The 26703-nt window shown below is 49.6% G+C and carries 18 protein-coding genes and 1 tRNA gene; 13 read left to right on the forward strand and 6 right to left on the reverse strand.

Annotation, left to right across the window (positions count from 1 at the left end; all coding sequences use genetic code 11):
- Window positions 1-597: 597 nt before the first annotated feature.
- Together groL and ACI2JR_RS14595 are read right to left on the reverse strand one after the other, a co-directional pair.
- Window positions 598-2244, reverse strand: coding sequence for a chaperonin GroEL (gene groL / locus ACI2JR_RS14590; protein ID WP_462478842.1), 1647 nt, complete (start codon window positions 2242-2244; stop codon window positions 598-600).
- A 39-nt stretch (window positions 2245-2283) separates the two neighbouring features.
- Window positions 2284-2577: a co-chaperone GroES gene (locus ACI2JR_RS14595; protein WP_003855929.1), complete on the reverse strand. Its 294-nt coding sequence runs from the start codon at window positions 2575-2577 to the stop codon at window positions 2284-2286.
- Between the two features lie 231 nt (window positions 2578-2808).
- Between ACI2JR_RS14595 and yjeH the strand changes: the two genes are divergently transcribed.
- On the forward strand, window positions 2809-4062 hold the full coding sequence (yjeH, locus tag ACI2JR_RS14600) for an L-methionine/branched-chain amino acid transporter (RefSeq protein ID WP_462478843.1): 1254 nt from the start codon (window positions 2809-2811) through the stop codon (window positions 4060-4062).
- Window positions 4063-4120: 58 nt separating this feature from the next.
- Here yjeH and ACI2JR_RS14605 read toward each other — a convergent pair whose 3' ends face one another.
- Window positions 4121-4591, reverse strand: coding sequence for an FxsA family protein (locus tag ACI2JR_RS14605; RefSeq protein ID WP_132730229.1), 471 nt, complete (start codon window positions 4589-4591; stop codon window positions 4121-4123).
- Window positions 4592-4929: 338 nt separating this feature from the next.
- Between ACI2JR_RS14605 and aspA the strand changes: the two genes are divergently transcribed.
- The 12 genes from aspA to ACI2JR_RS14665 all read left to right on the forward strand — a co-directional run bounded on the left by aspA (window position 4930) and on the right by ACI2JR_RS14665 (window position 22212).
- Window positions 4930-6366: an aspartate ammonia-lyase gene (aspA, locus tag ACI2JR_RS14610; protein WP_132730231.1), complete on the forward strand. Its 1437-nt coding sequence runs from the start codon at window positions 4930-4932 to the stop codon at window positions 6364-6366.
- 117 nt (window positions 6367-6483) lie between these two features.
- On the forward strand, window positions 6484-7785 hold the full coding sequence (locus ACI2JR_RS14615; protein WP_132730232.1) for an anaerobic C4-dicarboxylate transporter: 1302 nt from the start codon (window positions 6484-6486) through the stop codon (window positions 7783-7785).
- A 93-nt stretch (window positions 7786-7878) separates the two neighbouring features.
- Entirely contained in the window at window positions 7879-8202 is a 324-nt protein-coding gene (cutA, locus tag ACI2JR_RS14620) for a divalent cation tolerance protein CutA (RefSeq protein ID WP_132730233.1), read from the forward strand.
- The gene (locus ACI2JR_RS14625; RefSeq protein WP_462478844.1) at window positions 8178-9902 is read left to right on the forward strand and encodes a protein-disulfide reductase DsbD; all 1725 of its coding nucleotides are present in this window, start codon (window positions 8178-8180) and stop codon (window positions 9900-9902) included. The genes cutA and ACI2JR_RS14625 overlap by 25 nt, the downstream gene beginning before the upstream one ends.
- Before the next feature lie 20 nt (window positions 9903-9922).
- A complete protein-coding gene (locus tag ACI2JR_RS14630) occupies window positions 9923-10513 on the forward strand; it encodes a transcriptional regulator (RefSeq protein WP_165905735.1) in 591 nt (196 codons plus the stop codon).
- Between the two features lie 180 nt (window positions 10514-10693).
- Window positions 10694-12781 carry a DUF1176 domain-containing protein gene (locus tag ACI2JR_RS14635; RefSeq protein WP_462478845.1) on the forward strand — a complete coding sequence of 696 codons (2088 nt, stop codon included), beginning with the start codon at window positions 10694-10696 and terminating at the stop codon, window positions 12779-12781.
- 115 nt (window positions 12782-12896) lie between these two features.
- A tRNA-Phe gene (locus ACI2JR_RS14640) sits at window positions 12897-12972 on the forward strand.
- Between the two features lie 195 nt (window positions 12973-13167).
- Window positions 13168-14424: a tyrosine-type recombinase/integrase gene (locus tag ACI2JR_RS14645; protein WP_462478846.1), complete on the forward strand. Its 1257-nt coding sequence runs from the start codon at window positions 13168-13170 to the stop codon at window positions 14422-14424.
- 679 nt (window positions 14425-15103) lie between these two features.
- Complete coding sequence (locus ACI2JR_RS14650) at window positions 15104-16621, forward strand: recombinase family protein (protein ID WP_462478853.1); 1518 nt, start codon at window positions 15104-15106, stop codon at window positions 16619-16621.
- Between the two features lies 1 nt (window position 16622).
- Entirely contained in the window at window positions 16623-17489 is an 867-nt protein-coding gene (locus ACI2JR_RS14655) for a ParB/RepB/Spo0J family partition protein (RefSeq protein ID WP_462478847.1), read from the forward strand.
- 15 nt (window positions 17490-17504) lie between these two features.
- On the forward strand, window positions 17505-18398 hold the full coding sequence (locus ACI2JR_RS14660) for a plasmid partitioning protein RepB C-terminal domain-containing protein (RefSeq protein ID WP_462478848.1): 894 nt from the start codon (window positions 17505-17507) through the stop codon (window positions 18396-18398).
- 610 nt (window positions 18399-19008) lie between these two features.
- Entirely contained in the window at window positions 19009-22212 is a 3204-nt protein-coding gene (locus ACI2JR_RS14665) for an Eco57I restriction-modification methylase domain-containing protein (protein WP_462478849.1), read from the forward strand.
- 132 nt (window positions 22213-22344) lie between these two features.
- Here ACI2JR_RS14665 and ACI2JR_RS14670 read toward each other — a convergent pair whose 3' ends face one another.
- The 3 genes from ACI2JR_RS14670 to ACI2JR_RS14680 are packed head-to-tail and all read right to left on the reverse strand — an operon-like array spanning window position 22345 to window position 26531.
- Complete coding sequence (locus tag ACI2JR_RS14670) at window positions 22345-24678, reverse strand: AAA family ATPase (RefSeq protein ID WP_462478850.1); 2334 nt, start codon at window positions 24676-24678, stop codon at window positions 22345-22347.
- The gene (locus ACI2JR_RS14675) at window positions 24653-25318 is read right to left on the reverse strand and encodes an ABC-three component system middle component 1 (RefSeq protein ID WP_280029513.1); all 666 of its coding nucleotides are present in this window, start codon (window positions 25316-25318) and stop codon (window positions 24653-24655) included. Before ACI2JR_RS14675 ends, ACI2JR_RS14670 begins: the two co-directional genes overlap by 26 nt.
- Entirely contained in the window at window positions 25299-26531 is a 1233-nt protein-coding gene (locus tag ACI2JR_RS14680) for an ABC-three component system protein (RefSeq protein WP_462478851.1), read from the reverse strand. Before ACI2JR_RS14680 ends, ACI2JR_RS14675 begins: the two co-directional genes overlap by 20 nt.
- Window positions 26532-26703 lie beyond the last annotated feature (172 nt).

Consider the following 26703-nt stretch of genomic DNA (forward strand, 5'->3'; position numbering starts at 1 on the left):
TGATCCAGCCTAGCCTCTCATTTGCCTGCTACTGGCAAAATCCACTGCTTATCTCACGATAAGACAGCACCCAGACATCGGGGAGTACATTGTCAGAGCGCTCTCACACCTCACCATTACTGGCGACGCGCTGCTCCTAGGCTACTGCTAGTTACATAACAGGTCTGGCTCTGTATCAAACAGCAATACAGTCAGACAATCATGCGTACAGCTTCACACCGGTAGGTGCTAGCGTACATAATATTAATAAAGACGATGTTTTCCCCGCTACATCACAAGTCAAAACAGCAACTTGCTTCAGCGTGAATCTATTGAGACGTTACAATAGTTATAAAAGTTAATATATTTGATAAATTTCAAATAGTTATAACAGTTAATACATTTGTAAGTTTTAAGGGACTCTGACTTTAAAGCCATATCCGGAAGTTAGGGCTTCGCTAAGCGAAGCGCCGATGTTCCGGAGGCATTTAAAGTCCGGAACATCGGACATTTATTACATTTATGCTACTTAATGCGGGATATAGTGAACACAACCGAAGTTAGTGTTCACTATCGACGTAGCCCGCTAGGCTAGCTACCTACGCGACTCTCGTCGCACTACATCATGCCGCCCATACCGCCCATGCCGCCCATACCGCCAGCAGCACCTAAATCAGGCGCATCGCTTTTCGGCAGGTCGGTCACCATGCACTCGGTGGTAATCATCAGACCAGCAACGGATGCCGCGTACTGCAGAGCAGAACGGGTCACTTTAGTTGGGTCCAGGATACCGAAGTCGATCATGTTGCCGTATTCTTCAGTTGCCGCGTTGTAACCGTAGTTGCCTTCGCCCGCTTTCACGTTGTTAGCCACTACAGACGGCTCTTCGCCGGCGTTGGAAACGATCTGACGCAGCGGCGCTTCCATTGCGCGCAGCGCAACTTTGATACCGACGTTCTGATCTTCGTTCTGTGCGGTCAGGCTAGCCAGTTTAGCCGCGACGCGAACCAGCGCAACGCCACCACCAGCAACAACGCCTTCTTCTACCGCAGCGCGGGTGGCGTGCAGCGCATCGTCAACGCGCGCTTTCTTCTCTTTCATTTCAACTTCGGTCGCTGCGCCGACTTTGATTACCGCAACACCGCCAGCCAGCTTCGCTACGCGCTCCTGCAGTTTTTCACGGTCGTAGTCAGAAGTCGCTTCTTCGATCTGCTTACGGATCTGAGTCACGCGGCCCTGAATGGCGCTTTCTTCACCCACGCCATCAATGATGGTGGTGGTGTCTTTGTTGATAACAACGCGTTTCGCCTGACCCAGGTCTTCCAGCGTCGCTTTTTCCAGTTCCATACCGATCTCTTCAGAGATAACGGTACCGCCAGTCAGCGTCGCGATATCCTGCAGCATCGCTTTACGACGATCGCCGAAGCCCGGAGCTTTCACCGCGGCCACTTTCACGATGCCGCGCATGGTGTTAACCACCAGCGTGGCCAGCGCTTCGCCTTCAACGTCTTCAGCGATGATAACCAGCGGTTTGCCTGCTTTCGCCACGGCTTCCAGAACCGGCAGCATTTCGCGGATGTTGGAGACTTTCTTGTCTGCCAGCAGGATGAACGGGCTTTCCAGTTCAACAGCGCCGGTTTCCGGCTTGTTGATGAAGTACGGGGACAGGTAGCCGCGGTCGAACTGCATACCTTCAACCACGTCCAGTTCGTCTTCCAGACCAGTACCGTCTTCAACGGTGATCACGCCTTCTTTACCGACTTTATCCATCGCTTCAGCGATCAGTTTACCGACGGTTTCGTCGGAGTTAGCGGAGATGGTACCCACCTGAGCGATGGCTTTAGAGTCGGAGCACGGTACAGACAGCGTTTTCAGTTCTTCAACCGCAGCAACGACAGCTTTGTCGATACCACGTTTCAGATCCATCGGGTTCATGCCAGCAGCAACGGCTTTCAGACCTTCTGCGATGATAGCCTGAGCCAGTACGGTTGCGGTGGTGGTACCGTCGCCTGCAGCGTCGTTCGCTTTAGAGGCAACTTCTTTCACCATCTGTGCGCCCATGTTTTCGAACTTGTCTTCCAGCTCGATTTCACGTGCTACGGAAACACCGTCTTTAGTGATGGTCGGGGCACCGAAGGATTTGTCCAGTACCACGTTACGGCCTTTCGGGCCCAGGGTCACTTTCACTGCATCTGCCAGTACGTTCACGCCGCGCAGCATTTTTACACGAGCGTCGTTACCGAATTTTACGTCTTTAGCTGCCATTTTTTCTATTCCTCAAATTCGTTCAGTTTCGCGCGCGAATTACGCTTCAACAATTGCCAGAATGTCGCTTTCAGACATGATCAGCACTTCTTCATTGTCGATTTTTTCAGATTTCACACCGTAGCCATCGTTGAAAATAACGATATCGCCAACTTTAACGTCCAGCGGCTGCACAGTTCCGTTTTCCAGGATGCGGCCCTTACCGACAGCGATGATTTCGCCACGAGTTGATTTGGCTGCCGCAGAACCGGTCAGAACGATGCCGCCTGCAGATTTGGTTTCAACTTCTTTACGTTTGACGATCACACGATCATGTAACGGACGAATACTCATTGATAGCTCTCCTTTGAGAAGGTCATTATCAGTTATGGGTGACACCGGCCCGTATACGGTTTTCCGGCTAGTGCCCTGAGAGATGGGGGTAGGTTTTCCCGCTTCAAGGGGAAACTTAAAAAAAAATTTTTTCGCGTGCGCTGACGCACACAAAATAGCGGCGGGCGGTCATCGTCATAAGTAAAAACGATTGTGCTACCATCCATTCTTTGTCGGTGACAGGATTGCAACATGAGTGGGTTGAAACAGGAGTTAGGTCTGGCTCAGGGAGTGGGGCTGCTTTCCACGTCGCTACTCGGCACCGGCGTCTTTGCCGTGCCGGCGTTGGCCGCGCTGGTCGCGGGAGATAACAGTCTGTGGGCCTGGCCGGCGCTGATCCTGCTGGTCTTTCCGATCGCCATCGTCTTTGCCGTACTCGGTCGCCATTTCCCCAGCGCGGGCGGCGTGGCGCACTTCGTCAACATGGCCTTTGGCTCCCGTATGGAACGCGTCACCGGCTGGCTGTTCCTGTCGGTCATTCCGGTCGGATTGCCCGCCGCGCTGCACATCGCCACCGGATTCGGCCAGGCGCTGTTTGGCTGGCACGATACCCAGCTGCTGCTGGCTGAGCTGGGCACGCTGGCTATCGTCTGGTGGGTCGGGTCGCGGGGCGCCAGCTCCAGCGCTAACCTGCAAACGCTGGTCGCGATCCTGATCGTGGCGCTGATCGTCGTCGTCTGGTGGCGCGGTGGAATTAGCCCGACGCAGATCCCCTTTCCGGCACCGACCGATATCGACCAGTCACAGCTTTTTGCCGCTTTGTCGGTGATGTTCTGGTGCTTTGTCGGTCTTGAAGCCTTCGCTCATCTGGCAGCGGAATTTAAACGCCCGGAGCGTGATTTCCCCCGTGCGTTAATGATCGGCTTATTGCTGGCGGGGTCGGTGTACTGGGCCTGTACCGTGCTGGTGCTGCATTTTCATGCCTTTGGCGCGGGGATGGCCGCCGCCGCATCGTTACCCAATATCGTGGTGCGCTTATTCGGCGTGCAGGCGCTGTGGGTCGCCTGCGTGATTGGCTATCTCGCCTGTTTCGCCAGCCTCAATATCTATATCCAAAGCTTCGCCCGCCTGGTGTGGTCGCAGGCGCAGTACAGGCCGGGTAGCTATCTCGCCCGCCTGTCGCCGCAGCAAATCCCCCGCAACGCGCTCAATGCGGTGCTCGGCTGCTGCGTCATCAGCACGCTGTGTATCTACTGGCTTGATATCAACCTCGACGCGCTGATCGTCTATGCCAACGGCATTTTTATTATGATTTACCTGCTGTGCATGCTGGCGGGATGTCGGTTATTGCCGGGGCGCTATCGGGCGCTGGCGGTCATCGGCAGCGTGCTGTGCCTGCTGCTGCTGGCGATGGTCGGCTGGAAAAGCCTGTACGCGCTGGCGGTGATGGCGGCGCTGTGGCTGTGGCTGCCCAAACGCCACTCGCCGGTCCGCCCGACCGCATAAAAAAGCCGGATAGCGCAACGCGTATCCGGCCAGTTTATCATCCGCCCGACGGGCTGAATTAACGGTCGTCTTTATGATCCAGACGGTCGCGCTCTTCATCTTTACGCTGGTATTCGCCGTCAAAGGTCTCACCGCCTCCGCTGCCCGCGCTAAACCCGCCGCCGGGCATCCGGCTAAAGCGTAAGTGCGGCATCAGCTTCAGGGTCAGGTGTTTCTGTACCGGCGGCAGCAGGAGCAGCAGGCCGAGGAAATCGGTAAAGAACCCCGGCAGCAACAGCAGCAGACCGGCGATGATCAGCGACACGCTTTTAATCATTTCTGCGGCCGGGCTCTCACCTGCCGCCATTTTCTGCTGCATCAGCATCAGGTTTTTAAAGCCCTGATTGCGCACCAGCGACATACCGACCACCGAGCTGAAGATCACCAAAATCAGCGTCAGCAGGACGCCGAGCACGTGGGCCACCTGGATGAAGATCGATATCTCAATGTAAACGTATAAAAAAATGGCAATTAACGGAATCCAACGCACTGGCGTCTCCTTCATTCGCAGCCGCCACTATCGGCCACCGCGGTCATCGATGTGCTTTTCGCATCAGATCGATATTGGGCTAAAACGCCACATTTCAATCGGCAGAATCGCTTATTTTTTGCAGAAATGGCAAAGCGGTGACTCATTTCACAGATTAATAATTCTTATACCTTCCGCGACATAATAAGTGATCAAGGTTACGGACATTCGCTATCATCAGCATATGATCGTGGGCACCGGGCCGATTAAGGAAATAATCTTCGGCAAGAAAATACGCTAAACCCCATAAATTCTGCGTATTTGGTGAATTCATTGGCAGATTGAAAAAGAAGGTTCACATGTTAAACAACATTCGTATCGAAGAAGATCTGTTGGGTACCAGGGAAGTTCCAGCTGACGCCTACTACGGCGTTCATACTCTGAGAGCGATTGAAAACTTCTATATCAGCAACAGCAAAATCAGCGATATCCCTGAGTTCGTGCGCGGCATGGTGATGGTCAAAAAGGCCGCCGCGATGGCCAACAAGGAACTGCAAACCATACCTAAAGGTATCGCGAACACCATTATTGCCGCCTGTGATGAAGTGCTGAATAACGGTAAATGTATGGACCAGTTCCCGATCGATGTGTTCCAGGGCGGTGCCGGTACCTCCGTCAACATGAACACCAACGAGGTGCTGGCGAATATTGGCCTTGAGCTGATGGGCCACCAGAAAGGCGAATATCAGTATCTGAACCCGAACGACCACGTTAACAAATGCCAGTCCACCAACGATGCCTACCCGACCGGTTTCCGCATTGCGGTTTATGCCTCGCTGCTGAAATTAACGGATGCCATCAACCAGCTGGGCGAAGGCTTCCAGCATAAAGCCGTCGAGTTCCAGGATATCCTTAAAATGGGTCGTACCCAGCTGCAGGACGCGGTACCGATGACCCTTGGCCAGGAGTTCCACGCTTTTAACGTGCTGCTGAATGAAGAGACCAAATGCATTCTGCGTACCGCGGAGCTGCTGCTGGAAGTCAACCTCGGCGCGACCGCGATCGGTACCCGCCTGAATACTCCGGATGGCTATCAACAGCTGGCGGTACAAAAACTGGCGGAAGTCAGCAGCCTGCCGGTCGTTCCGGCGGAAGACCTGATCGAAGCCACCTCCGACTGCGGCGCCTACGTCATGGTCCACAGCTCGCTGAAGCGCCTGGCGGTAAAACTGTCCAAAATCTGTAACGATCTGCGCCTGCTCTCTTCCGGGCCGCGCGCGGGCCTGAATGAAATCAACCTGCCGGAGCTGCAGGCGGGCTCCTCGATCATGCCGGCTAAAGTTAACCCGGTGGTGCCAGAAGTGGTCAACCAGGTCTGCTTCAAGGTCATCGGCAACGACACCACGGTGACCATGGCGTCAGAAGCCGGTCAGCTGCAGCTGAACGTGATGGAGCCGGTTATCGGCCAGGCAATGTTTGAATCCATCCATATCCTGACCAACGCCTGCTACAACCTGCTGGAAAAATGCGTTAACGGCATCACCGCCAACAAAGCGGTGTGCGAAGGGTATGTGTATAACTCCATCGGGATTGTCACCTACCTCAACCCGTTCATCGGCCACCACAATGGCGATATCGTCGGCAAGATTTGCGCCGAAACCGGCAAGAGCGTGCGCGACGTTGTTCTCGAGCGCGGATTACTCACCGAAGCGGAGCTCGACGACATTTTCTCCGCGCAAAACCTGATGCATCCGGCCTATAAAGCAAAGCGTTACACTGATGAAAGCGAACAGTAAGCTTTCAGGTTAAACTAGCCAAAGGCATGTCAGCAATGACATGCCTTTTTTGCTTTTTTAGGTTTACTAAATCACAACAATTCAATATCAACTTGTTAAAAAACAAGGAAGGCGTATATGTTTGGTGCAGAACTCGTGATTGTCCTGCTGGCTATTTATCTGGGAGCCAGGCTCGGCGGTATCGGCATCGGCTTTGCCGGTGGCCTGGGCGTTCTCGTCCTGACGCTTTTATTTCAAATTAAACCTGGGGCGATTCCCTTTGACGTCATTGAAATCATCATGGCGGTTATCGCCGCGATTGCCGCCATGCAGGTTGCCGGAGGCATGGATTATCTGGTCAGCCTGGCCGAACGCATGCTGAGACGCCATCCGAAATACATCACCTTTCTTGCCCCGCTGGTGACCTGGTTTATGACCGTGCTGGCGGGAACCGGCCATACCGCGTTCTCCACCCTGCCGGTGATTACCGAAGTCGCGAAAGAGCAGGGCATTCGCCCGTCCCGCCCGCTGTCTATCGCCGTCGTCGCTTCGCAGATCGCGATTACCGCCTCGCCGATCTCCGCCGCCGTGGTCTTTTTTGCCGGCATTCTGGAGCCGCTGGGCGTCAGCTACCTGACGCTGCTGGCGATCTGCATTCCGGTCACGTTGATTGCCGTGATGATCACCGCCGTGGTATGTAACTTCCTCGGCTGCGAGCTGAAAGACGATCCTATTTATCAGGAGCGTCTGGCTAAAGGTGAAGTGAAGCTCCGTGGGAGCCAGGTCTTCGATCTCAAGCCACACGCGAAGCGCTCTGTCCTGCTGTTTCTGGTCGGTATCGTCGCGGTGATGTTTTATGCCACCGCCATCAGCGACACCGTAGGACTGATTCAGAACCCGGTGTTGCCGCGTAACGAAGCGATCGTGGTGTTCATGCTAACCATCGCGACGCTAATCAGCATCACCTGTAAAATCGATACCAGTGAAGTACTCAACGCCAGCACCTTTAAATCCGGGATGAGCGCCTGCGTCTGCGTACTGGGCGTCGCCTGGCTGGGTGATACCTTCGTCAAAGCGCATATCACCGACATTCAGACCATCGCCGGCGATCTGCTGCATAACTACCCGTGGCTGCTGGCGGTGGTCCTGTTCTTCGCCGCCACCCTGCTCTACTCCCAGGCCGCGACCACCAAAGCCCTGATGCCGGCGGCGCTGATGCTCGGCGTGAGCCCGCTGACCGCCATCGCCTCGTTTGCCGCAGTCTCGGCGCTGTTCGTGCTGCCTACCTACCCTACGCTGCTGGCGGCGGTTGAGATGGACGACACCGGATCGACGCGCATTGGCAAATATGTCTTTAACCACGCGTTCCTGATCCCCGGAGTGATCGCCATTACCCTGTGCGTCATTCTGGGTTTCATCATTGGCGGCATCATGCTGTAAATCTGCTTAAATTCGGGCCAGTTGCTGGCCCGTTTCATTAATCCCCTCACCTTGCGTGCTATAGTGCCTCTTTTCGCTGATACGAGGTTCACGATGACTACGCCTGATGCTGTTGTTGTTCTCTGTACCGCGCCGGATGAAGCTACCGCCCAGGATCTGGCGGCCAAAGCGCTGGCAGACAAGCTCGCCGCCTGCGCCACCATCCTGCCTGGGGCGACCTCCCTCTACTACTGGGAAGGCAAGCTGGAGCAGGAATACGAAGTGCAGATGCTGCTGAAAACCGACCTGGCCCATCAGCAGGCGTTACTGGACTGTCTGAAGGCCCATCACCCGTATCAAACCCCCGAATTACTGGTTCTACCCGTCACTCATGGAGACACTGATTACCTCTCATGGCTCAACGCATCATTACGCTGATTCTGCTGCTGTGCAGTACCTCCGCATTCGCCGGGCTCTTTGATGCCCCCGGGCGCACCCATTTTGTGCCCGCCGATCGGGCGTTTGCCTTTGATTTTCAGCAGAACCAACACAACGTCAATCTGACCTGGCAAATCAAGGAGGGTTACTACCTCTATCGCCAGCAGATCAAACTGACGCCTGCCGATGCCACCCTTGTCGAGCCTTCGCTGCCGCCGGGGACATGGCACGAAGATGAGTTCTACGGTAAAAGCGAGATTTATCGCCAGCGCCTGAGCGTGCCGGTGACGCTTAGCCAGGCGGCAAAAGGCGCAACGCTCACCGTCACCTACCAGGGCTGTGCCGACGCCGGTTTTTGTTATCCGCCGGAGAGCAAAGTCGTGCCGCTCAGCGCGGTGCTGGCGGCGGAAGCCCCCGCGGCAGGGGCCAGCGCGGTCCCGCCGGTCTCTTCACCTCCTGCGCTGGCGAGCAGCGGTCAGGCGCGCGGCGAGCTGCCCTTTTCCGCGCTTTGGGCGCTGCTGATCGGTATCGGCATCGCCTTTACGCCCTGCGTGTTGCCGATGTATCCGCTGATCTCTGGCATCGTGCTTGGCGGCCGGCAGCGGCTGCCCACCGCCCGGGCCCTACTGCTGGCGTTTATCTATGTTCAGGGGATGGCGCTGACCTACACCGCGCTGGGGCTGGTGGTTGCCGCCGCCGGTATGCAGTTTCAGGCGGCGTTGCAACATCCTTACGTCCTGATAGGCCTGTCGGCGGTCTTTATCCTGCTGGCGCTGTCGATGTTCGGCCTGTTTACGCTGCAGCTCCCCTCATCTTTGCAGACCCGTTTGGCGCTGATGAGTAATCAGCGCCAGGGCGGTTCCCCCGGCGGCGTGTTGGCGATGGGCGCCATCGCCGGACTGATCTGTTCGCCCTGCACCACCGCACCGTTGAGCGCCATCCTGCTGTATATTGCCCAGAGCGGTAATCTGTGGCTCGGCGGCGGCACGCTCTATCTCTACGCGCTGGGTATGGGGCTGCCGCTGATGGTGGTCACCGTATTTGGCAACCGCCTGCTGCCGAAGAGCGGCCCGTGGATGAGCCACGTGAAGACCGCCTTCGGTTTTGCGATCCTCGCGCTGCCGGTCTTTTTACTGGAGCGGATCGTCGGCGACCCCTGGGGTCTGCGGCTGTGGTCGCTGCTTGGCGTGTCCTTCTTTAGCTGGGCCTTTATCACCTTGCTCGGAGCAACCCGCCCGTGGCTGCGGCTCGTACAAATCGTTATGCTGGGCGCCGCGCTGATCAGCGCACGTCCGCTGCAGGACTGGGCTTTCGCCGCGCCGGCCGCCCGGCAGCAGGCGCATCTCGAATTTACCCGGGTCAGCGGCGTTACGCAGCTCAACCGCGCGCTGGCGCAGGCGCAGGGTAAACCGGTGATGCTCGATTTGTACGCCGACTGGTGCGTGGCCTGTAAAGAGTTCGAAAAATACACCTTTAGCTCGGCGCAGGTGCGCCAGGCCCTGAAAGGTACCGTTCTGTTGCAGGCCGATGTGACCAGCAACAGCGCTGAGGATGTCGCGCTGCTGAAGCACCTGAAGGTGCTCGGCCTGCCGACGATTCTGTTCTTTAATGCGCAGGGAGAAGAACAGCCCGCGCAGCGCGTCACCGGGTTTATGGATGCCGCGACATTCAGCGCCCATTTGCACGATTGGCAACCGTGAACGACACTTTAGGAGGAAAAATGGAGGAGAAGACCGTGCAACGTGAAGATGTCCTGGGTGAAGCCATACAAATTCTCGAAGTCGAAGGTATAGCCAACACCACGCTGGAAATGGTCGCCGAACGCGTCTCTTACCCGCTCGATGACCTCAAACGTTTCTGGCCCGATCGCGAAGCGCTGCTTTACGATGCGCTGCGCTACCTCAGCCATCAGGTTGATGCCTGGCGTCGTCAGCTGCTGCTCGACGAGACGCTCACGCCGGAGCAGAAGCTGCTGGCGCGCTATGGCGCATTGACCCGCTGCGTGAGCAACCACCGCTATCCCGGCTGTCTGTTTATCGCCGCCTGCACCTTTTACCCGGATGCGCAGCATCCTATTCATCAACTGGCGGAGCAACAAAAGCAGGCCTCGCTGGCGAATACCCACGAGCTGCTGACCCAACTGGAAGTGGACGACCCGGCGATGGTGGCCAAACAGATGGAGCTGATTGTCGAAGGTTGCCTGAGCCGCCTGCTGGTCAAACGCAGCCAGGCCGATGTCGACACCGCCCAGCGTCTGGCGGAAGATATTCTGCGCTTTGCCCAATGCCGCACGGGCGGCGCGTTAACCTGATCTCGCCACCCTCACCGGCAGGACGCGCATTCCGACCCGACATCGCGCCGCATCAAGGTCGCCACTCAGCACAGCCCCGGGAGCGTATCCGCCATACCTCACCGGGGTCAGCCAACAAAGATGCAACCTGGAGTATGAAGGGTATAATTCCCCCACTCCGATACGTCTACAGGGATTTCTATGCGTTCTCTCCTTTGGGCTGCCATCATAGGGCTATGCCCGGCATCGCTGCTGGCCGCGCCGGTTCAGGGTTTTTCTTTCGCGCATAAAGACTGGGAAGTGGCCTGCGATAATACCGGCACCTGCCGGGCTGCGGGTTATGGCGTCAAGATGGGGGAAATCAGCGTCCTGCTGACCCGCAACGCCGGCGCCGGGCAGCGCGTCAGCGGCCAGGTGACCTTCGCCCAAATCGATCATGATATTCCTGCCGATGCCACGGTTGACCTGCTGATCGATGACCAGGATCGCGGCACGCTGGACGCTAAAGACGATAGCCATTTCCGCTTTGATAGCACCCAGACCGCCGCGCTGATCCAGGCGCTGGAACATGACGCCAAAATCGAGATCTCGCTCAACGGCCTGCGCAAGCGGCTCTCCAGCGCGGGCAGCAGCGCTGTATTTCTTAAAATTGATGAGTTTCAGCAGCGTCAGGGCACCGCGGATGCGCTGGTACGTCAAGGCGACGCCGACGATGACAGCACGCTCGCAGCCGCACCGGCGCCGGAAATTATCGCCGCTCCGGTGATCCACAATGCCCCGGGCGAACCGCTGACGGCAAAACAGCGCCAGAAGCTGCTTCCGGCGCTGATCCCGCAGTTGAACAGCCACTGTGATGACTGGCAAAACAGCGCGATTCCCGCCCAGGAACGGCAGATCACCGCCACGCCGCTCGATAAAACCCATTCGCTGATCCAGGCCCTGTGCTGGCGCGCCGCCTATAACGACGGCTACGCGATATGGGTGGTGGACAACACCTCGCTGGCCAGACCGCAGCCGATCGCCACCGATGCCTCCAGCTATGCCGATGGCGTCATCACCTTCTTCAACAAAGGCCGCGGCATCGCCGATTGCGTCAACGGCGAGGAGCGGGTCTGGGACGGGAAGACGTTTGTTCAGAGTCTGAAATACACCACCGGTATGTGCCGTGAAATCACCTCCGGCGGCACCTGGATGCTGCCTACCTTCGTCAGCCAGGTGCGGCCAAAGCAGGAGAAGGATGCCGATAACGCCGCGCTCAAAGCGCTGTATAACGCGGTACTGAAAGAGCAAAAAAGCGACCCGGAACTGACGTTGAAGAAAGTTGCCGCGCAGTTCCCGCTTACCGGGCACGTGACCAGCTTTACGCTGACCTACGCAGACGATTCGCTGGTGTCGACCGCTAAACCCGCGGTCGATATCAGCGACGATGAATGGCAGGCATTTCTCCACTCGGATATCAGCGCCGACTCGGAAAATGGCAAGGTCAGCTTTACGCTGGTCGATCTGGATAACGACGGCAGGCGCGATTTAATCATCGACAGCTATATCGGCGGGACCGGGCTCTTCAGCTACACCGGCGTGTTAAAACGTGGCGATAACACCTTTGATACCGTCAATCATAACGAGAGCGATGACGACGATGATTTTGACGCCGGCGTGCCCGGGGCGCTGTTTTCGCTCAACGGGCGCGGGGCCAATCAGTGGAACCAGTGGGTGAGAATTAACGGCCAGGTGTATGCCCTGTGGTACAACGGTCAGTTTGGCGAAGACAATCTTTATCTGCTGCGTCCTTTCAGCCCGACGGACAGAACGCCTGCCGTGACGATTCGCTATCGCTATGCGCTGGAGACGCTCAGCTCCCCGGAAAAAGACCAGCCTCTGACGCCGGCGCTCAATGCGCAGGACCAGGCGGATCTCCTCAAATCACTGACGCTGATGCAAAGCCATCTGTTGAAAGACCAAAACGATCAGGCCGGGGATGCGCCAATTTGCCCCATTCCCCCGGGGACCTCCGCTGATGAAGCGGATAACTACTATAGCGGCGTCGCCTCTTACTACGTCTATGAAACGGTGGCGTATATTCCGGTGTGGATCGGTGGAAAGTGCTTTATCGGCACCGTGATCAGTCACCACGGCGCCTACCGTCACGGCGTGGATGCGGAAATCATGATCAGCTCGCCGCGCGAGGACGAGGACGTTATCGGCGGCTATGCTATTTCGGGATTGCGCCACGTCATCTCGGCGGTCAGCGGCTGGAAAATCCGCGCAGGCGACAACGGGATGATGTGATAAGTCAGCAAAACGGCCCTTTTGCGGCAGAACTGCCGCAAAGTTAAGCAATCAGCAGGTAAATCAAGAAATTTGGTTGACGCGCCGGGTGGATTACGGTTTAATGCGCCCCGTTGCCCGGATAGCTCAGTCGGTAGAGCAGGGGATTGAAAATCCCCGTGTCCTTGGTTCGATTCCGAGTCCGGGCACCAAATTCATATCAACGGACCTCCACGGAGGTCCGTTTTTGCATTCTGAGCCCGCAAAAATCAACACTTCTACAATCCCTTAACTCCACCCAACTCAATCAACTTCAACCCGCATCAAGTCCCTTGCGAGGGTACAACTGAGGGTATAGTCTGATTCGATAAAATTTATACCCCTTTTACTATCAGGAGATACCGCCAATGGCGCTCACTGACGCTAAAATCCGTGCAACTAAACCGGATGAAAAACCTTATAAACTTGCAGACAGCGGCAACATGTTTTTGCTCGTTCACCCTAACGGCTCGCGCTACTGGCGGCTCCGCTACCGGTTTCTGGGCAAAGAGAAAACGCTCGCTCTGGGTATCTATCCTGAAGTCTCGTTATCAGAAGCAAGGGAAAAACGCGATACGGCGAGGAAGCTGATAGCTGAGGGAACTGACCCGTGCGAACAGAAACGGATCAAAAAGTCGGTCCCCGAAACAGCTCAGACATTTGAAGGTATCGCAAGACAGTGGCATAAGAGCAACAAAAAATGGTCAGAGTCACATAGCGAGAAGATACTGAAAAGCCTCGAAACTCATGTGTTTCCCTTTATCGGCTCCCGAGATATTACCACCCTCAGAACGCCTGATTTGCTTGTCCCCGTCAAAGCGGCCGAAGCCAAAGAGATATACGAGATTGCAGCCCGTCTTCAGCAACGTATCACTGCAATCATGCGCTATGCCGCTCAGTCCGGCATTATCAGCTATAACCCTGCCGTGGATATGGCTGGTGCTTTAACGACGGTAAAACGCCAGCACCGCCCTGCCCTCGCCTTAAATCGCATTTCAGAGCTTCTTGAACGACTGGATACCTACAGAGGACAACCTCTTACACGACTGGCAACTAAACTCACCCTGCTTATCTTCATCCGTTCCAGTGAACTACGCTTTGCCAGGTGGTCTGAGATCGACTTTAAGAAAGCCATGTGGACCATTCCTCCTGAGCGGAAACCTATTGAAGGGGTCAAGTATTCCCATCGTGGTTCAAAAATGCGAACAGAGCATCTTGTACCGCTCTCTACTCAGGCGCTGGATATTCTGCAACAGATAGATACCATCAGCGGAGAACATGAACTGATTTTCACCGGCGATCATAATCCATGGAAACCCATGAGTGAAAATACGGTAAATAACGCACTACGCCTGATGGGCTACGATACAAAGGTCGAAGTCTGTGGTCACGGTTTCAGAGCAATGGCGTGTAGTTCGTTGATCGAGTCAGGATTATGGTCCAGGGATGCTGTTGAACGTCAGATGAGTCATCAGGAGCGAAATGGCGTACGTGCGGCTTATATCCATAAAGCGGAGTTTCTGGATGAACGCAGACTGATGCTGCAGTGGTGGGCTGATTTTCTGGATGCAAATGAGGAAAAAACAGTGAGCCCGTTTGACTTCGCAAAACTCCATTCTCGATAGCAGCCCGCATCAAAACCAATCAGGAAAATGCTGGATTCAAAACACGTGAATCGAGATGCAACTCGCTCACATGGATAAAAAAAGCATTCTCAGAACCTGCAACCAAGCACAATATCTGGACAGACGGCGGGAAATGATGCAATCGTACGCTGATTATATTGACAAGCTTCTCAGTTCATCGACAAACAGTTAGTGGTTGTTCTCCGCACCTCAAGGTGCGGAGAACACCATTCTTTAATTTTTTGTTCTATCGCCTTCAGGCATATTTACCGCACTGCATGGACTTTAGCCTGAAGCGATCCAGCGGGAAACATTTCCAAAAATTTACACTCCGTATAACTTTCCAACTCATTCCCTACAGCATTGTCATGTCCGCAATGAAGCACAACACTATCACTCTTTACGAAAGTAATATTTCAGCAATAAAAAGCTTCACGTACTGATTACTTCCACCTTTTCAAATATGTACTAGCCTAAAATTTCGCGGTAACAGCAGCTATATTGACAATGTTTTCCTCAATCAGTTTCAAAACGTTTAAAGCTATAAAACCTAAAGTTGATAAAGAGCATTAAATGCGGGAATTTGATAAATAAACATTGAAATAAGGAAAAGCCAAAATAATTATTAACGAGATGCTTTGTTTTCTGGGGTAATGATTTGTCGATAAAAGCAAAAAATATGATATACGCAGCCGAATACATGAGGATGTCAACTGACCACCAAAAATATTCGCTAGATAATCAATCTGGATACATAAGGGAGTATGCAAAAAAACATAATATTACGATAATCAAATCATACAATGATGCTGGTAAAAGTGGGTTGAATCTTTCAGGCAGACCAGGTCTGAAAGCGTTAATTGATGATGTTTTAGAGCATCGTATCTCTATATCATTAATTCTTGTTTACGATGTCAGTCGTTTTGGTCGATTCCAGGATACTGACGAAGCAGGCCATTATTCGCACCTTCTTAAATTAAGAGGGGTCAAAATTATTTATTGTGCAGAGCATTTCTCTGAGGCTCAGCCTGAAATGTTCACTCTGGGTCTGGCGTTATCACGACATGGCGCAGCAAGTTTCAGTCGAAACCAGTCTGAGAAAGTTTTTCTGGGCCAGGTAAACCTTATTAAAAAAGGTTACCACCAGGGGGGGCTTGCAGGTTATGGGCTCAGGCGTCTTTTAATTGATGAAAATCATAACCCTAAGGGAGAACTGAAACACGGGCAACGCAAAAGTATTCAGACCGATCGGGTCATTCTGACGCCCGGTCCCAGGGAAGAGATCAGCCTCGTTAATCGCATCTTCGATATGTTCAATGACGAAGGTAAACCAGAATTAGTCATCGCCTCTGAATTGAATCGCAGGCAGATCCTTGCTGAAAATGGAAGTTGCTGGAGCAGAGCAAAAGTACATCAAATCCTGACCAGTGAAAAATATATAGGAAACAGCATTTATAACAAAACATCTTTCAAGCTAAAACAACAGTATGTTACCAATCCAGAAGAGGGCTGGATACGTTATGATGGAGCTTACACCCCCATTGTTTCGGTTGAAAAATTTAATCGGGCTAACGAAATTATCAGAGCACGTGCCGCACGGCTATCTGAGGATGAATTGCTGGAGAAATTACGAGTTCTGTTGAGAAAAAAAGGAAGATTATCAGGCATTATCATTGATGAAGAAGAACTTCTTCCATCCAGCAGTATTTATCGCTCTCGTTTTGGGAGTCTCTTACGTGTATATCAATTAATCGGCTACACTCCAGAGACTGATTACACATGGTTAAAAACCAAAAAATTGGTTAACGAGTTTAACGACAGGTCAACAAAAAAAATTATCGATAACATCAGTCATGAAGGGGGGTGGGTAAGCGATACACCAGCACCAGGAATACTTCACATTAATGATGAATTTACTCTTGCTATACAGTCTGCACGCTGTCAGCGCATCAGCCCACAAAGACTACGGTGGAAAATAAAATTCAGGACTATGTTCTCACCTGATATCAGTATTGCCGTGAGAATGGACAGTTCAAATCAGTCTGCCGTTGACTATTATATATTTCCCGCGATAGATATTCTCTCCGAGAAAATATCATTAGAGGAAAGCAATCCTTATCAACTAGACCTGTACCGCTTTGATAACCTAGCCCCTTTTTACCGGCTAATAAGAAGAGCAAAATTAAAGGACTCATGACATGTCTGATGAAAAAGTTGTACTTATCGAAACAAACAAAATACTAGTCGTTAACCCTCGCCAACGAGATAAGTTCATACATAAAGAGATTAAAGAGAACATTCGTCAAATTGGCCTAAAACGCCCTGTCACCGTTCGTAGAATTGTTCACAACGAATATGAATTTGCTTTAATCTGTGGCCAGGGGAGGCTTGAAGCTTACATCCATTATCAGGAAGCATACATCCCTGCGATCGTAAAAGACGTCAGTGAAGAAACAGGCCACCTGATGAGCCTCACAGAAAATATTGCCAGACGGAAACCACGGGCAACCGAGCTTCTGGACAGTGTAAGGCAGTTAAAGAAGCAGGGATTGACTGACAAGGAGATTGGCGAGCGACTGGGATACGTAGTAAGTTGGGTCCAGGGCGTAAGTAGCCTTCTTGAGAAAGGTGAGAAAAAATTATTGGCTGCCTTTGAGGCCGGTAATATTCCCCTGTACCTTGCGGTAGAGATTTCCCGGGCGACCGATGAGTCGATTCAGGACTCCCTGACAGAGGCATTACTGAACGGTACTATCAAAGGTAAACAAATTAACATTATCAAGCGAATTATTGATAATCGAAAAAATGGAAATAAAGGTTCAACTAATAAGACATTCTCAACGAAGCGAATTCAAAAAAAATACTCTGCAGAAGAACTTGCTTCAATGTATCAAAAAAGTTCAGATGAACACAAAGAAATCCAGGCTAAAGCACGGTACTCCCGTGAAACTCTCATGCTGGTAAAAGAAATATTCAGGCAACTTACTCAGGATAGTCATTTTTGTGAATTATTGAATAAAAACAACATTACTGACATGCCTGAAATATTATCCCCTGCACGATAAAAAGATAGCAATGAAATGATTAAACAATGTTTTAACAACTATTTTCACCTGTATCCTATCGCGAACTTGTTGCCATCGAGATCTATTCCGGTTAATGTTAGGGCCAGTAATAAGTACCAACAAATACTGACATCAATAGCTGAAATAGGTTTAATTGAGCCTGTTATGATTTTTATTACAGAAAACGGGGAACATAAAATCCTCGACGGACATTTACGTATCGAAGCTTTAAAAGACCTGGAAATTACACATGCACATTGCCTCATATCACCGGTTGAAGATACATATTCATATAACAAAAGGGTAAATCATTTAACCATACTTCAGGAGCAAAGGATGCTCCAGAAAGCGGTTGAATCTGGCGTATCGGTGGAAAAATTGTGTGCCGTTCTTGGATTATCTCAGGGAATAATTAACACCAGACTCCGTATTTCCGAAGGAATTTCGAAGGAAGCACTCGCGTTACTGGCTGATAAAAACGCATCGCAAAACGTATTCGATGTTCTTAAAAAAATAAAACTCCACAAACAGATAGATTTTGTGTCAACAATGGTGACATTGAATAATTTTACTAAAAAATTCGCTCTATCTATGTTACATGCCTTACCTGCTGAGTATTTGGTCAGAAAGCCAGATAATGCTCCTGATGATAAAGATATGATCAAAACGCTTGCACGACTTGAAAAGGAAATGGCCGCGCTTCAAGTTGAAACGCAAGATATCGAGAATGAATTTGCAGAAAACAATCTCAACCTGATGGTTGCGAGATCGTACATTGCAAAACTTCTCAGTAAGAATGAGATTATTCATTGGTTATATGATAACAAAAGTGAGTATCTTGACGTCCTGAAGAAGGTGCTGGGGGTTAAACATCTGAACGAGATTCAGCCTAGCCAGCGTTCTGTCTGAAAGAAAACCAGTGACATAAACATATCTAATCTGTCATTCGTAATCCCGCCACATACTCATCACAGATGATATAAGGGTATCTATAGCAGGATGCCCGCTTTTAGACGGTTTGGGGGAATCAGCATGAACACGACCGTTCAAAATAGCATTTGCAGCACATACAGCCATGCAAAGTATCTGGATGGTCGGCGAAAAAAAGATGCTTTGGTATGCCTCCTACATTGACAGTCTTTACGGCCCATTAAAAATGGGCAACCGATAGCATATATAGATGAATTAAACCAACTCAGCCATGAAGGCTGGGTTGCCCTTTTTATCAACTATTAACAAAATGAGACATTTCTTTCTGAGTAACGCAACAACGTGCTCTCGCCTGATTCGTCATACAACCAAAAAAATTGCCTTACGTAGGTCTGTCTAGGTTGTCGCATAACTCACTTGAGTGTAAGCGTAAAAGTAACTTTCAGCTAAAGGGAAAGAATATCTGCGAAATACCACCTAACTAATTGCCATATCGAGAATTTTTATCTACAAAACCCCTTGATTTAGAATCGTACAGCTAGCATAATGCGCGGTTGCATATATTCCTTTTGCTACCAGGCCTTACCACATGAAGCAATCCGCTTACACCGCCATTCAAGAAAAACGTCTACAGCCCTGGAAGGGTGAAGAAGAAGTACGGTTTGCCTGGAATAAAGCGTTAGAAGACGCAACGGGATTGCATATTTATGCAGAGCGTGAACGTAATGATGCAAGTTACAACCACGTCATAATTGAATATAAAGCGCCCGGGCTCTTCAACGGAAAAAAAAGTAGTCCTGCGTTTCTGAATGCAACCACTGAAAGACTACTACCGTACATTGTTAAAAAAGCGTCACAAACAAAAATTCCTGAATCCGATTTCATTGGCATTGCTATTGATGGCGAGCATATTTGTTTTGCTCAGGTAATTGATGGACATATCATAACTCAACATCTGATGCCATTTACTCCTGAATCCGTTCAGATGGTCGTTGATGCGCTTCGTTCGGATACCCGCAAAGGTTTAACTACAGAAAATCTGTTGGCTGATTTTGGGCATGGCTCTGCAAATGCCAGGGCTTTCATGCAACAACTCTCTAATGGTTTATGGCAACAACTCGCTGACAGTAGTAATAACAAAATTAAAATGCTCTTTGCTGAGTGGCGAACGCTATATGGTCAGGTTGCCGATCTTTCAGTTCTTCAAGCAGAGGCCATCACCAAAGAACTAAAATTTACCTGGCCCGGCTCACCATCTGACTCGATTTCTGCACGGCTTTTTGTACTTCATACTTACAACTCAATGCTTATAAAGCTACTTGCAGCTGAGATTGTATCAGCGCATGGGCTTACTTCAATCGCTCACCCAGCTCAAAGCATGGCAGCATTGATGGACGATACACAGATGTTGGAATTTATCGATTCAGCCATTGAGCGCTCTGCAATTTTCCAGGAAGCGGGAATCAATGGTTTTGTTGAAGAAGCCATTTTCAGTTGGTACCTCGATGTTGCCAGCATGCATACTGTTCCTGAACTACTTCCCACTTTAAGACGGCTACTTTCTGTTATGTCGCTCTATCGCTTGGATCAACTATCACAGACACGCGATGTATTACGCGATCTGTATCAAGGCCTTGTGCCAGGCAAATTACGACAGAGCTTAGGCGAATTTTATACGCCAGATTGGCTGGTTGATTTTACACTGGAAAAAGTCAGCACTCCGGAACTTCTTACTCACAGAGTCCTCGACCCAACCTGCGGTTCAGGTGCGTTTCTTCTGGCTGTAATTCGCAAGAAACGCCAATTAGCAAAGGCAAAAAATCTCAGTGCAAAAGAAACCCTAGAACTTCTTTGTAAAAGTGTGTGGGGTTTTGACCTTAACCCACTGGCAGTGCAGACAGCGAGGGTAAATTTCCTTATCGAAGTAGCTGATCTACTATCACAATGCCCTGGTCAGGATTTGGAAGTACCGGTTCTAATGGCTGATGCGATTTATTCACCTGCAGCTACCCCAGATACATTTGAACCAGTAATTAAGTATCGAATTGGCAGTCAGGTTGCAAAACTGGACATTCACTTACCTGCAGCACTGGCACTCGATCGTGTCAGCCTTGATTACATGTTTAATCGCATGGGTAAAGACGTCGAAATGGATATCGAGTTTGATGAGTGTATGGAAAAGATCCGCAAGGATAAATTCTTCACTGAAGGTCTGCCTGATGAATGGGATAAACCCCTGCGCTATACGTATAACCAAATCCTGACGCTACATCGCCAGAATTGGAACGGAATATGGTTCCGGATCGTCCGAAACTTTTTCTGGTCGGCAACTGCTGGAGAGTTTGATCTGGTCATTGGTAATCCACCATGGGTAAGGTGGTCAAAATTACCCGACCTGTATCGGGAGCGAGTAAAACCGACCTGTGAGCAGTATGGGATTTTTTCAAAAACTCGTATGCACGGCGGCAATGAGCTCGATATATCAGCAATGATTACATACACGGTTGCAGATAAATGGTTAAAAACTGACGGTCGATTAGTGTTTGTCATCACTGGCACGCTATTCAAAAATCCTTCATCAGCGGGCTTTAGAACATTCAAGATTGAACCTTCTCGAGAGGATTCTTTTTTCCTTCAACCAGAATCTGTTGATGACATGAAAGGCCTAAAGCCTTTTGAAGATGCAAGCAATCATACAACAATAGCTGTATTCAAAAAGTCAGAACACGAGCCATATTATCCAGTTCCATATCGTGTGTGGAGTCCAGGCATAGGCCATAAACGAGCCATTAAAGCCTCTCAGACTCTTGAGGCCGTCATGGATACTATCCGGTATGACGAAAAAGAAGCTTTCCCAGTAAATGAAGCGGGTTCACCTTGGGCGATCCTTACGCCAGAACGTTTCGATACCATTAAATATTTGTCTCGCCAATGTTCCTGGACCAAGGGACGCAAGGGGATCACTACTGATCTTAATGGCGTATTCTTCGTTCCCATCCTAAATGTCAATGATAAGTACGTTCAGATTAGAAGCCGGCCAGAGGCGGGTAAAAAAGACATTGGTCCGGTAAAGCAAGCCTGGGTAGAGCCTGAAGATCTATATCCCCTGATTAAGGGAGCGAGCGATTTTGAAGAATGCTATCTAAAAATCAGCGCACCAGGAATAAATAATGAAGCTCGCCTGTACACGTTCGTGCCGAATTCCGGGATCTCTAATGCTGATTACATCGAATCAGCAGAGCGTATGAACCGACATGACCACAAGAAAACCGCAGCCTGGTTTGATTCATTTGAACCGTTGCTGCAGGCACGCTCTACATACCGACGACAAATGAAAGGCGCTCCCTTTCATGCAGTTTATAACGTAGGAGAGTACACATTTAAACCGTGGAAAGTAATCTGGCCCGAGATATCTCCATCCTTCTACGCTGCAGTAGCCGGAAGTGCTGATGTCCCCTTGGCAGGTACGCGCGTTTATGTCCCTGATCATAAGGTGTATTTTTCTGCATTTGATGATCGTGAGACAGCGTGTTACTTATGCGGACTATTGAATTCAGCAACAGTGCAAGAATGGATTAACGCACACAATGTGTCTATTCAGGTCGCAGACGTATTCAAGCATTTAGATTTACCAAAGTTTAATCAGAATTCCAGTCAGCATGTTCTGCTGGCAGAGAAAGTGCTATCTGCTCATCTGGAACACGATGAGAAGGCTCGCAAACTTATAGTTAAAGAAGTGAAAAGATTAGCTGAAGATATTTTGACTAATTGGAGTAAGCAGTTCTCCGGCTAAACGGTCAATAGTTGGCAGTTTATTTATGGACTGCCCCCACGACAGTAGATAAATTCTGTCCTCACCACGAGGCCTATCGGAAGGCCTCTGGAGTGGTGCCACCCAGCTCTACCAGATGGCCATGAGTCGCGTTTACGAAGCTTCTTTCGCCAAAAGCTGCATGTTGAGCGAACTTGTTGCCAAACCTGCTCTGTCGAACCGGTAGCGCATATAAGCTGAGATATCGTCCTCGTGGGAGGAGACTACCAACTGACAATGCTTGAGCTCACAACGGAGTAGATCGGTCAGGGATGCAACGTTGACTTCATCCAGGGATTGAGACGGGTCATCAATCAGGATTAGAGGCACCTGTGAATAGACTTTGTTGAGCGAGAGGAAGAAGGCTAGGCTGAGGGCGGACACTTGCCCAGAACTCATGGACATCACTGCATCGTGCTCAGACTTCTCGGCAGTCAGGAACCTTAATTGCGTACCTTCTCTGCTCTCGATAAACAGGCCCAGGCCACGCTGGTAGTTTTGGATCAGACGGCCACTGTAGATGTGGAATATGAACTCAATAGCCGAAATTGTCTGGTCGGTATAACTTTGCTCTGTCTTCTTCAGTATACTGCGGAGGTTTTCGATTTTATCTTGTGCTTTTTGGGCTGCCTTAGTTTCCTTTTCGATAACTTTAAGCTCGGTAATACAGGTTTGGAGCCTGGAATTTTGTGCCTCACTAGCTTTAATCGATATGTACTTCTCTTTGTCCTTCAGATCTTCAACCGTGACTATATAGAAGTCCTGTAAGTCTTTGAAAGCGCGATTTATGATTTCTCGCCAGTCCTCCGGCAGCGCTAAGGCATCAGCTTCAACCTGTTTTTTATTTCTTAGAATTTCCTTAAGCTTTTCAAATCGTTCATCTACTACGTCATCAATTTCCGTGAATGCATAAGTAAATTGAATATTTTCGCTTTGCAGCTTCTCCAGTAGCTGGATAATTGCCCGGAGCCGAAGCTTAATTCTGCTCAGCGCCACATGAAGATTTGGTTCAAAGGTAGGCGTAAGAAGTTTCAGGCGGTCTTGTATATGGGTGTTGATGAGTTTCAGCTCAGCGTCCATAGCAGCGATAAGGATAACTAAGTTTTTACCGTCCTGCCCTAGCGAATCAGAGATCTGCTTAGTTTTTGCTTCAATGGCATCTACCATTGATTTGTGATCTTCCCAGTCAGCGCCACAGAGGGGGCACATCTTATCGTTGGGATAGGACTTTTTATGTTCCTCAAGCAGTTGCTTTTTCAGATGTTCCAATTCGGCTACGACATTCGCGTTGGTGCTGCTTTTTTCCGCTAGTCTGTTTCGGGATTCAATTTGTAACTCAAACCACTCAAGGCGCCCATCGTTCCAGTTTGGTAGTGACCGGGCTTCTTCGACCTTGATGACCTTAGCACCGCGTTTGATGATGTTTGCTGAACGCTCTAATTCATCAATCTCCTGCTTGATAGCTTCAAGCCCATCAAGCTTGCCAAGGTCATTACCGAACCTAGCCAGGTTTCTCAGTGATTCCTCATTACGCTCGATGGCAGCATCGATTGTCTCGTTGTGAATCCTGGTTTTTATCGTGGCTTTGAGTGGCAGAAGGGCAATAAGCTTACGAACTGATTCCAGGTAGGCAGCATGGTCTAGCGCAGAATACGATGAGAACAGTATCTCTTTGTCCCACCCAGGTTGGACATCAGTCGTCGAGAGCTTCTTGTACTCAATGATCCCAGCCTCTGCCTGCAAAGTGTCTTTTAGGGTGACTATCTCTTCTTTAAGTGATACAGCTTTTGCCGTGCGTTCTGCATTGTTGATGTACCTTGTAAGTTTAGTGTATATAGTGTTGCAGCTTTCGATCTCGGCTTCGATATCGCTGATGTTAAAGAGGTTTCCAAGTTTCTCCTTACGATCGTCTACCCGAGTGTGTAAAAGCCGGTTTTGGCCTTGCTCGAGATAGTTAAGAAAAGAGAAGTTTTCCCTGAAATTTTTTCCGAAAATTTCGTCAAGGAAACTATTATCGCGGAAATTGTTCTTAGTGAATTCAGATGATTCGAATTCTGGTAGCTCGTAAAGCCTGAAGTTTCCATATTTGTCTGCACGATTGTTTGCTGGTTTTTTGAATATCTCTGCAGGGCAATGTCTGGCTAAAACAAGTGTTCGACCATCATTAATGAATTCAATCTTGATGCAGAGATCGTTATATCCAGAACGACTGTTCCAGAAAAGATTGTCTGCATAGTCTCTCTTGTTTCTGGTTAATAATGTATTGAATAGATTTTGTATTCGATTGATCTGGCCAGTAAGCAGTAGCTCGATGGCATCGAAAATACTTGTTTTGCCATAACCATTTGGGCCGTCAAGAGTTAGTAATGACGCCCCGCCAAGATCCAGCAAAATATGTTTGAATGCTTTGAAACTAGAGACTTCAATCCTGGATATTTGCCATTTCATTACGAATCATTTCCTTGATAAAATCGTCAGCATTTTTATCTGTGAATTGCTGGATAGTCGAATATATATCGTTTAGGTCGGCTTCGGCTACAGCTTCAGTTGCCTGCAACCTCAAGGACACAAGGTTCCCTTGATGACTAGGTAGCTCTAAGAATGGAAGCTTGATAAAGGTCTTCGCAGCAAAACTGTATTGTGTTGCAACAAGAGGGTTTTCTTTATATTCAAGAAATTCCTTTTTGTCAGCAATTACAGATACCAGTTTCTCGTAGGTGAAATTGGTAAGTGCACTTTCCTCCGCAACACTGTAATAGAGGACATATTTTTTATAAAAGTGCGGATCTTCCTCAATTGCGAAGATTTCTTCCTCGTGATCCTTAAACCTGGCCAGAACATCAAGACGATAAATACAAATCAAATCGCAGTTTTTCTTAAAGCTTGGGTTTCTGAGAAATTCGTCAGGAGCAAGATGATTGATTCTGTTATTCAGTTCGGCAGGATCAGGGAGATCATCAAGATTATGTAGGACTGCGAACCTGATAGCAGATCCAGACTCGCGAATATAAAAACTTGTGTTGTCAAGGTCGAGTTTACAGACAAAGTCATGGGCCACAAGTGCTTCATTAATGAGTTGTTTTATCATTCAGTCGTTCCTCCGCGTCGTCTTTTGTTATGACGCTAATGCATAGCGACTTAGTGATATTGCTCTCAATCTTTTCAGAGGTCTTCTTGTTGTCGAAGTTATCCGAGTTCGTGAATTTTGTATTAAAGGTGAATGAAGCTTCCGCTTTACTGGCGATTAAATGGTTGTACTCAAAAAGCAGTCTCAGCAGATCCCCGTTGTTTTTCATTTCATGGATCATATCAAATTCACACTCTTCGCTTTCATCCACGTCAAGAGCGGTAGGTACGTAGAACCGATTTTCGCTGTCAAGATAGTGCGGAAGATGGTTGAATATAGGTTCCATCGAAATAGCCTGTATCAGCTTGGTGTATCGCCTGATGTCGTTCTTCTGAACGTCTTGAAACCGCTCGGATGGTTTCATCATCTGGCATAGGGTTTTTAATTCGTTGAAGTGCGTTTTGCGAATATGCTCACTCAGAAGTCTGGCTCTCTCATAAGTCGCATCGCTCATTGTTGGTAACTCCTGATCCAATCTTTCTTCTAAATGGGTTTGGAGCCTGGCCTTTAATTCAACTGCATAGTAATCCCTATTCTGATAGGGGTTTTCAGCCAGCAGTTCCTCTAAAATACTCCTGGCCATGATACGACCTTCGTATGCGGCTTTGTCTTCAGAGATCCCGTCAACTTGATTTAATTTATGGTTGTGTATTGCCTTAGAACTAATTTTTTCTGACAGTAGGCAGTAGTTAAAATTGATAAGGTTATCACTGACAGTGATGGACTGTTTCTCACATAATTTTTTTATGAGTTCTTTAGTCAGTCCTTCAATTTCACCCAGGCCACAATAGTAGTTGTCTCCATAGCGGTAGAATTTTACTGTTTCTCCGTTAGTGCCTCTGTAATCGCCAGTCTCATCTAGTGGGACAGATACATGGAAGTAACGCGTTGTCCCCTTGATTTTGTCGTGTTCGATTAATGTAGACTGTTCCAGCGCTTTGGTGTAACCACTTAGATATTTACTTATCTTAGCTTTGACTTGATGGGCGGTATGTAGTTTTTCGTTTTTATAAATAGCGAAGTCGTCACTACTATCCAGTTGAAGCTCGAAGTCCAAGTCGCCATTATGAATCAGTTTAAGGGAATGATATAATGCAATTTTCCCTTGATAAACGAAGCCGCTCCACGAGGAGATGGCGCTGGCAGGATACTTCTCATCATCTTCTTGGCTCACATGATCTCCTTTTATCGTTAGCGAGCAACCAGTTAGCATAATGATATTACTGCTTTTCAAGACGTATGCGTATTTCTAATGTCAACGACGGTTAAAAAGTGATCCACTTACATCTCCACCGACGGTCTAATATTGATCCACCGTTTTACTCAGGATTAGCTTCAGCGATAAC

The sequence above is a fragment of the Klebsiella sp. NPDC088457 genome, assembly GCF_044900465.1.
In the GTDB taxonomy this organism is placed as follows: domain Bacteria; phylum Pseudomonadota; class Gammaproteobacteria; order Enterobacterales; family Enterobacteriaceae; genus Klebsiella.

What these genes read in the sequence shown, in the direction of transcription:
- cutA (WP_132730233.1), top strand. Translation starts at nt 7,879, where the DNA reads ATGACTACGCCTGATGCTGTTGTTGTTCTCTGTACCGCGCCGGATGAA.
- ACI2JR_RS14650 (WP_462478853.1), top strand. Translation starts at nt 15,104, where the DNA reads ATGATATACGCAGCCGAATACATGAGGATGTCAACTGACCACCAAAAA.
- ACI2JR_RS14615 (WP_132730232.1), top strand. Translation starts at nt 6,484, where the DNA reads ATGTTTGGTGCAGAACTCGTGATTGTCCTGCTGGCTATTTATCTGGGA.
- yjeH (WP_462478843.1), top strand. Translation starts at nt 2,809, where the DNA reads ATGAGTGGGTTGAAACAGGAGTTAGGTCTGGCTCAGGGAGTGGGGCTG.
- groL (WP_462478842.1), bottom strand. Translation starts at nt 2,244, where the DNA reads ATGGCAGCTAAAGACGTAAAATTCGGTAACGACGCTCGTGTAAAAATG.
- ACI2JR_RS14670 (WP_462478850.1), bottom strand. Translation starts at nt 24,678, where the DNA reads ATGAAATGGCAAATATCCAGGATTGAAGTCTCTAGTTTCAAAGCATTC.
- ACI2JR_RS14655 (WP_462478847.1), top strand. Translation starts at nt 16,623, where the DNA reads ATGTCTGATGAAAAAGTTGTACTTATCGAAACAAACAAAATACTAGTC.
- ACI2JR_RS14675 (WP_280029513.1), bottom strand. Translation starts at nt 25,318, where the DNA reads ATGATAAAACAACTCATTAATGAAGCACTTGTGGCCCATGACTTTGTC.
- ACI2JR_RS14645 (WP_462478846.1), top strand. Translation starts at nt 13,168, where the DNA reads ATGGCGCTCACTGACGCTAAAATCCGTGCAACTAAACCGGATGAAAAA.
- ACI2JR_RS14630 (WP_165905735.1), top strand. Translation starts at nt 9,923, where the DNA reads ATGGAGGAGAAGACCGTGCAACGTGAAGATGTCCTGGGTGAAGCCATA.
- ACI2JR_RS14665 (WP_462478849.1), top strand. Translation starts at nt 19,009, where the DNA reads ATGAAGCAATCCGCTTACACCGCCATTCAAGAAAAACGTCTACAGCCC.
- ACI2JR_RS14660 (WP_462478848.1), top strand. Translation starts at nt 17,505, where the DNA reads ATGATTAAACAATGTTTTAACAACTATTTTCACCTGTATCCTATCGCG.
- ACI2JR_RS14625 (WP_462478844.1), top strand. Translation starts at nt 8,178, where the DNA reads ATGGCTCAACGCATCATTACGCTGATTCTGCTGCTGTGCAGTACCTCC.
- aspA (WP_132730231.1), top strand. Translation starts at nt 4,930, where the DNA reads ATGTTAAACAACATTCGTATCGAAGAAGATCTGTTGGGTACCAGGGAA.
- ACI2JR_RS14635 (WP_462478845.1), top strand. Translation starts at nt 10,694, where the DNA reads ATGCGTTCTCTCCTTTGGGCTGCCATCATAGGGCTATGCCCGGCATCG.
- ACI2JR_RS14595 (WP_003855929.1), bottom strand. Translation starts at nt 2,577, where the DNA reads ATGAGTATTCGTCCGTTACATGATCGTGTGATCGTCAAACGTAAAGAA.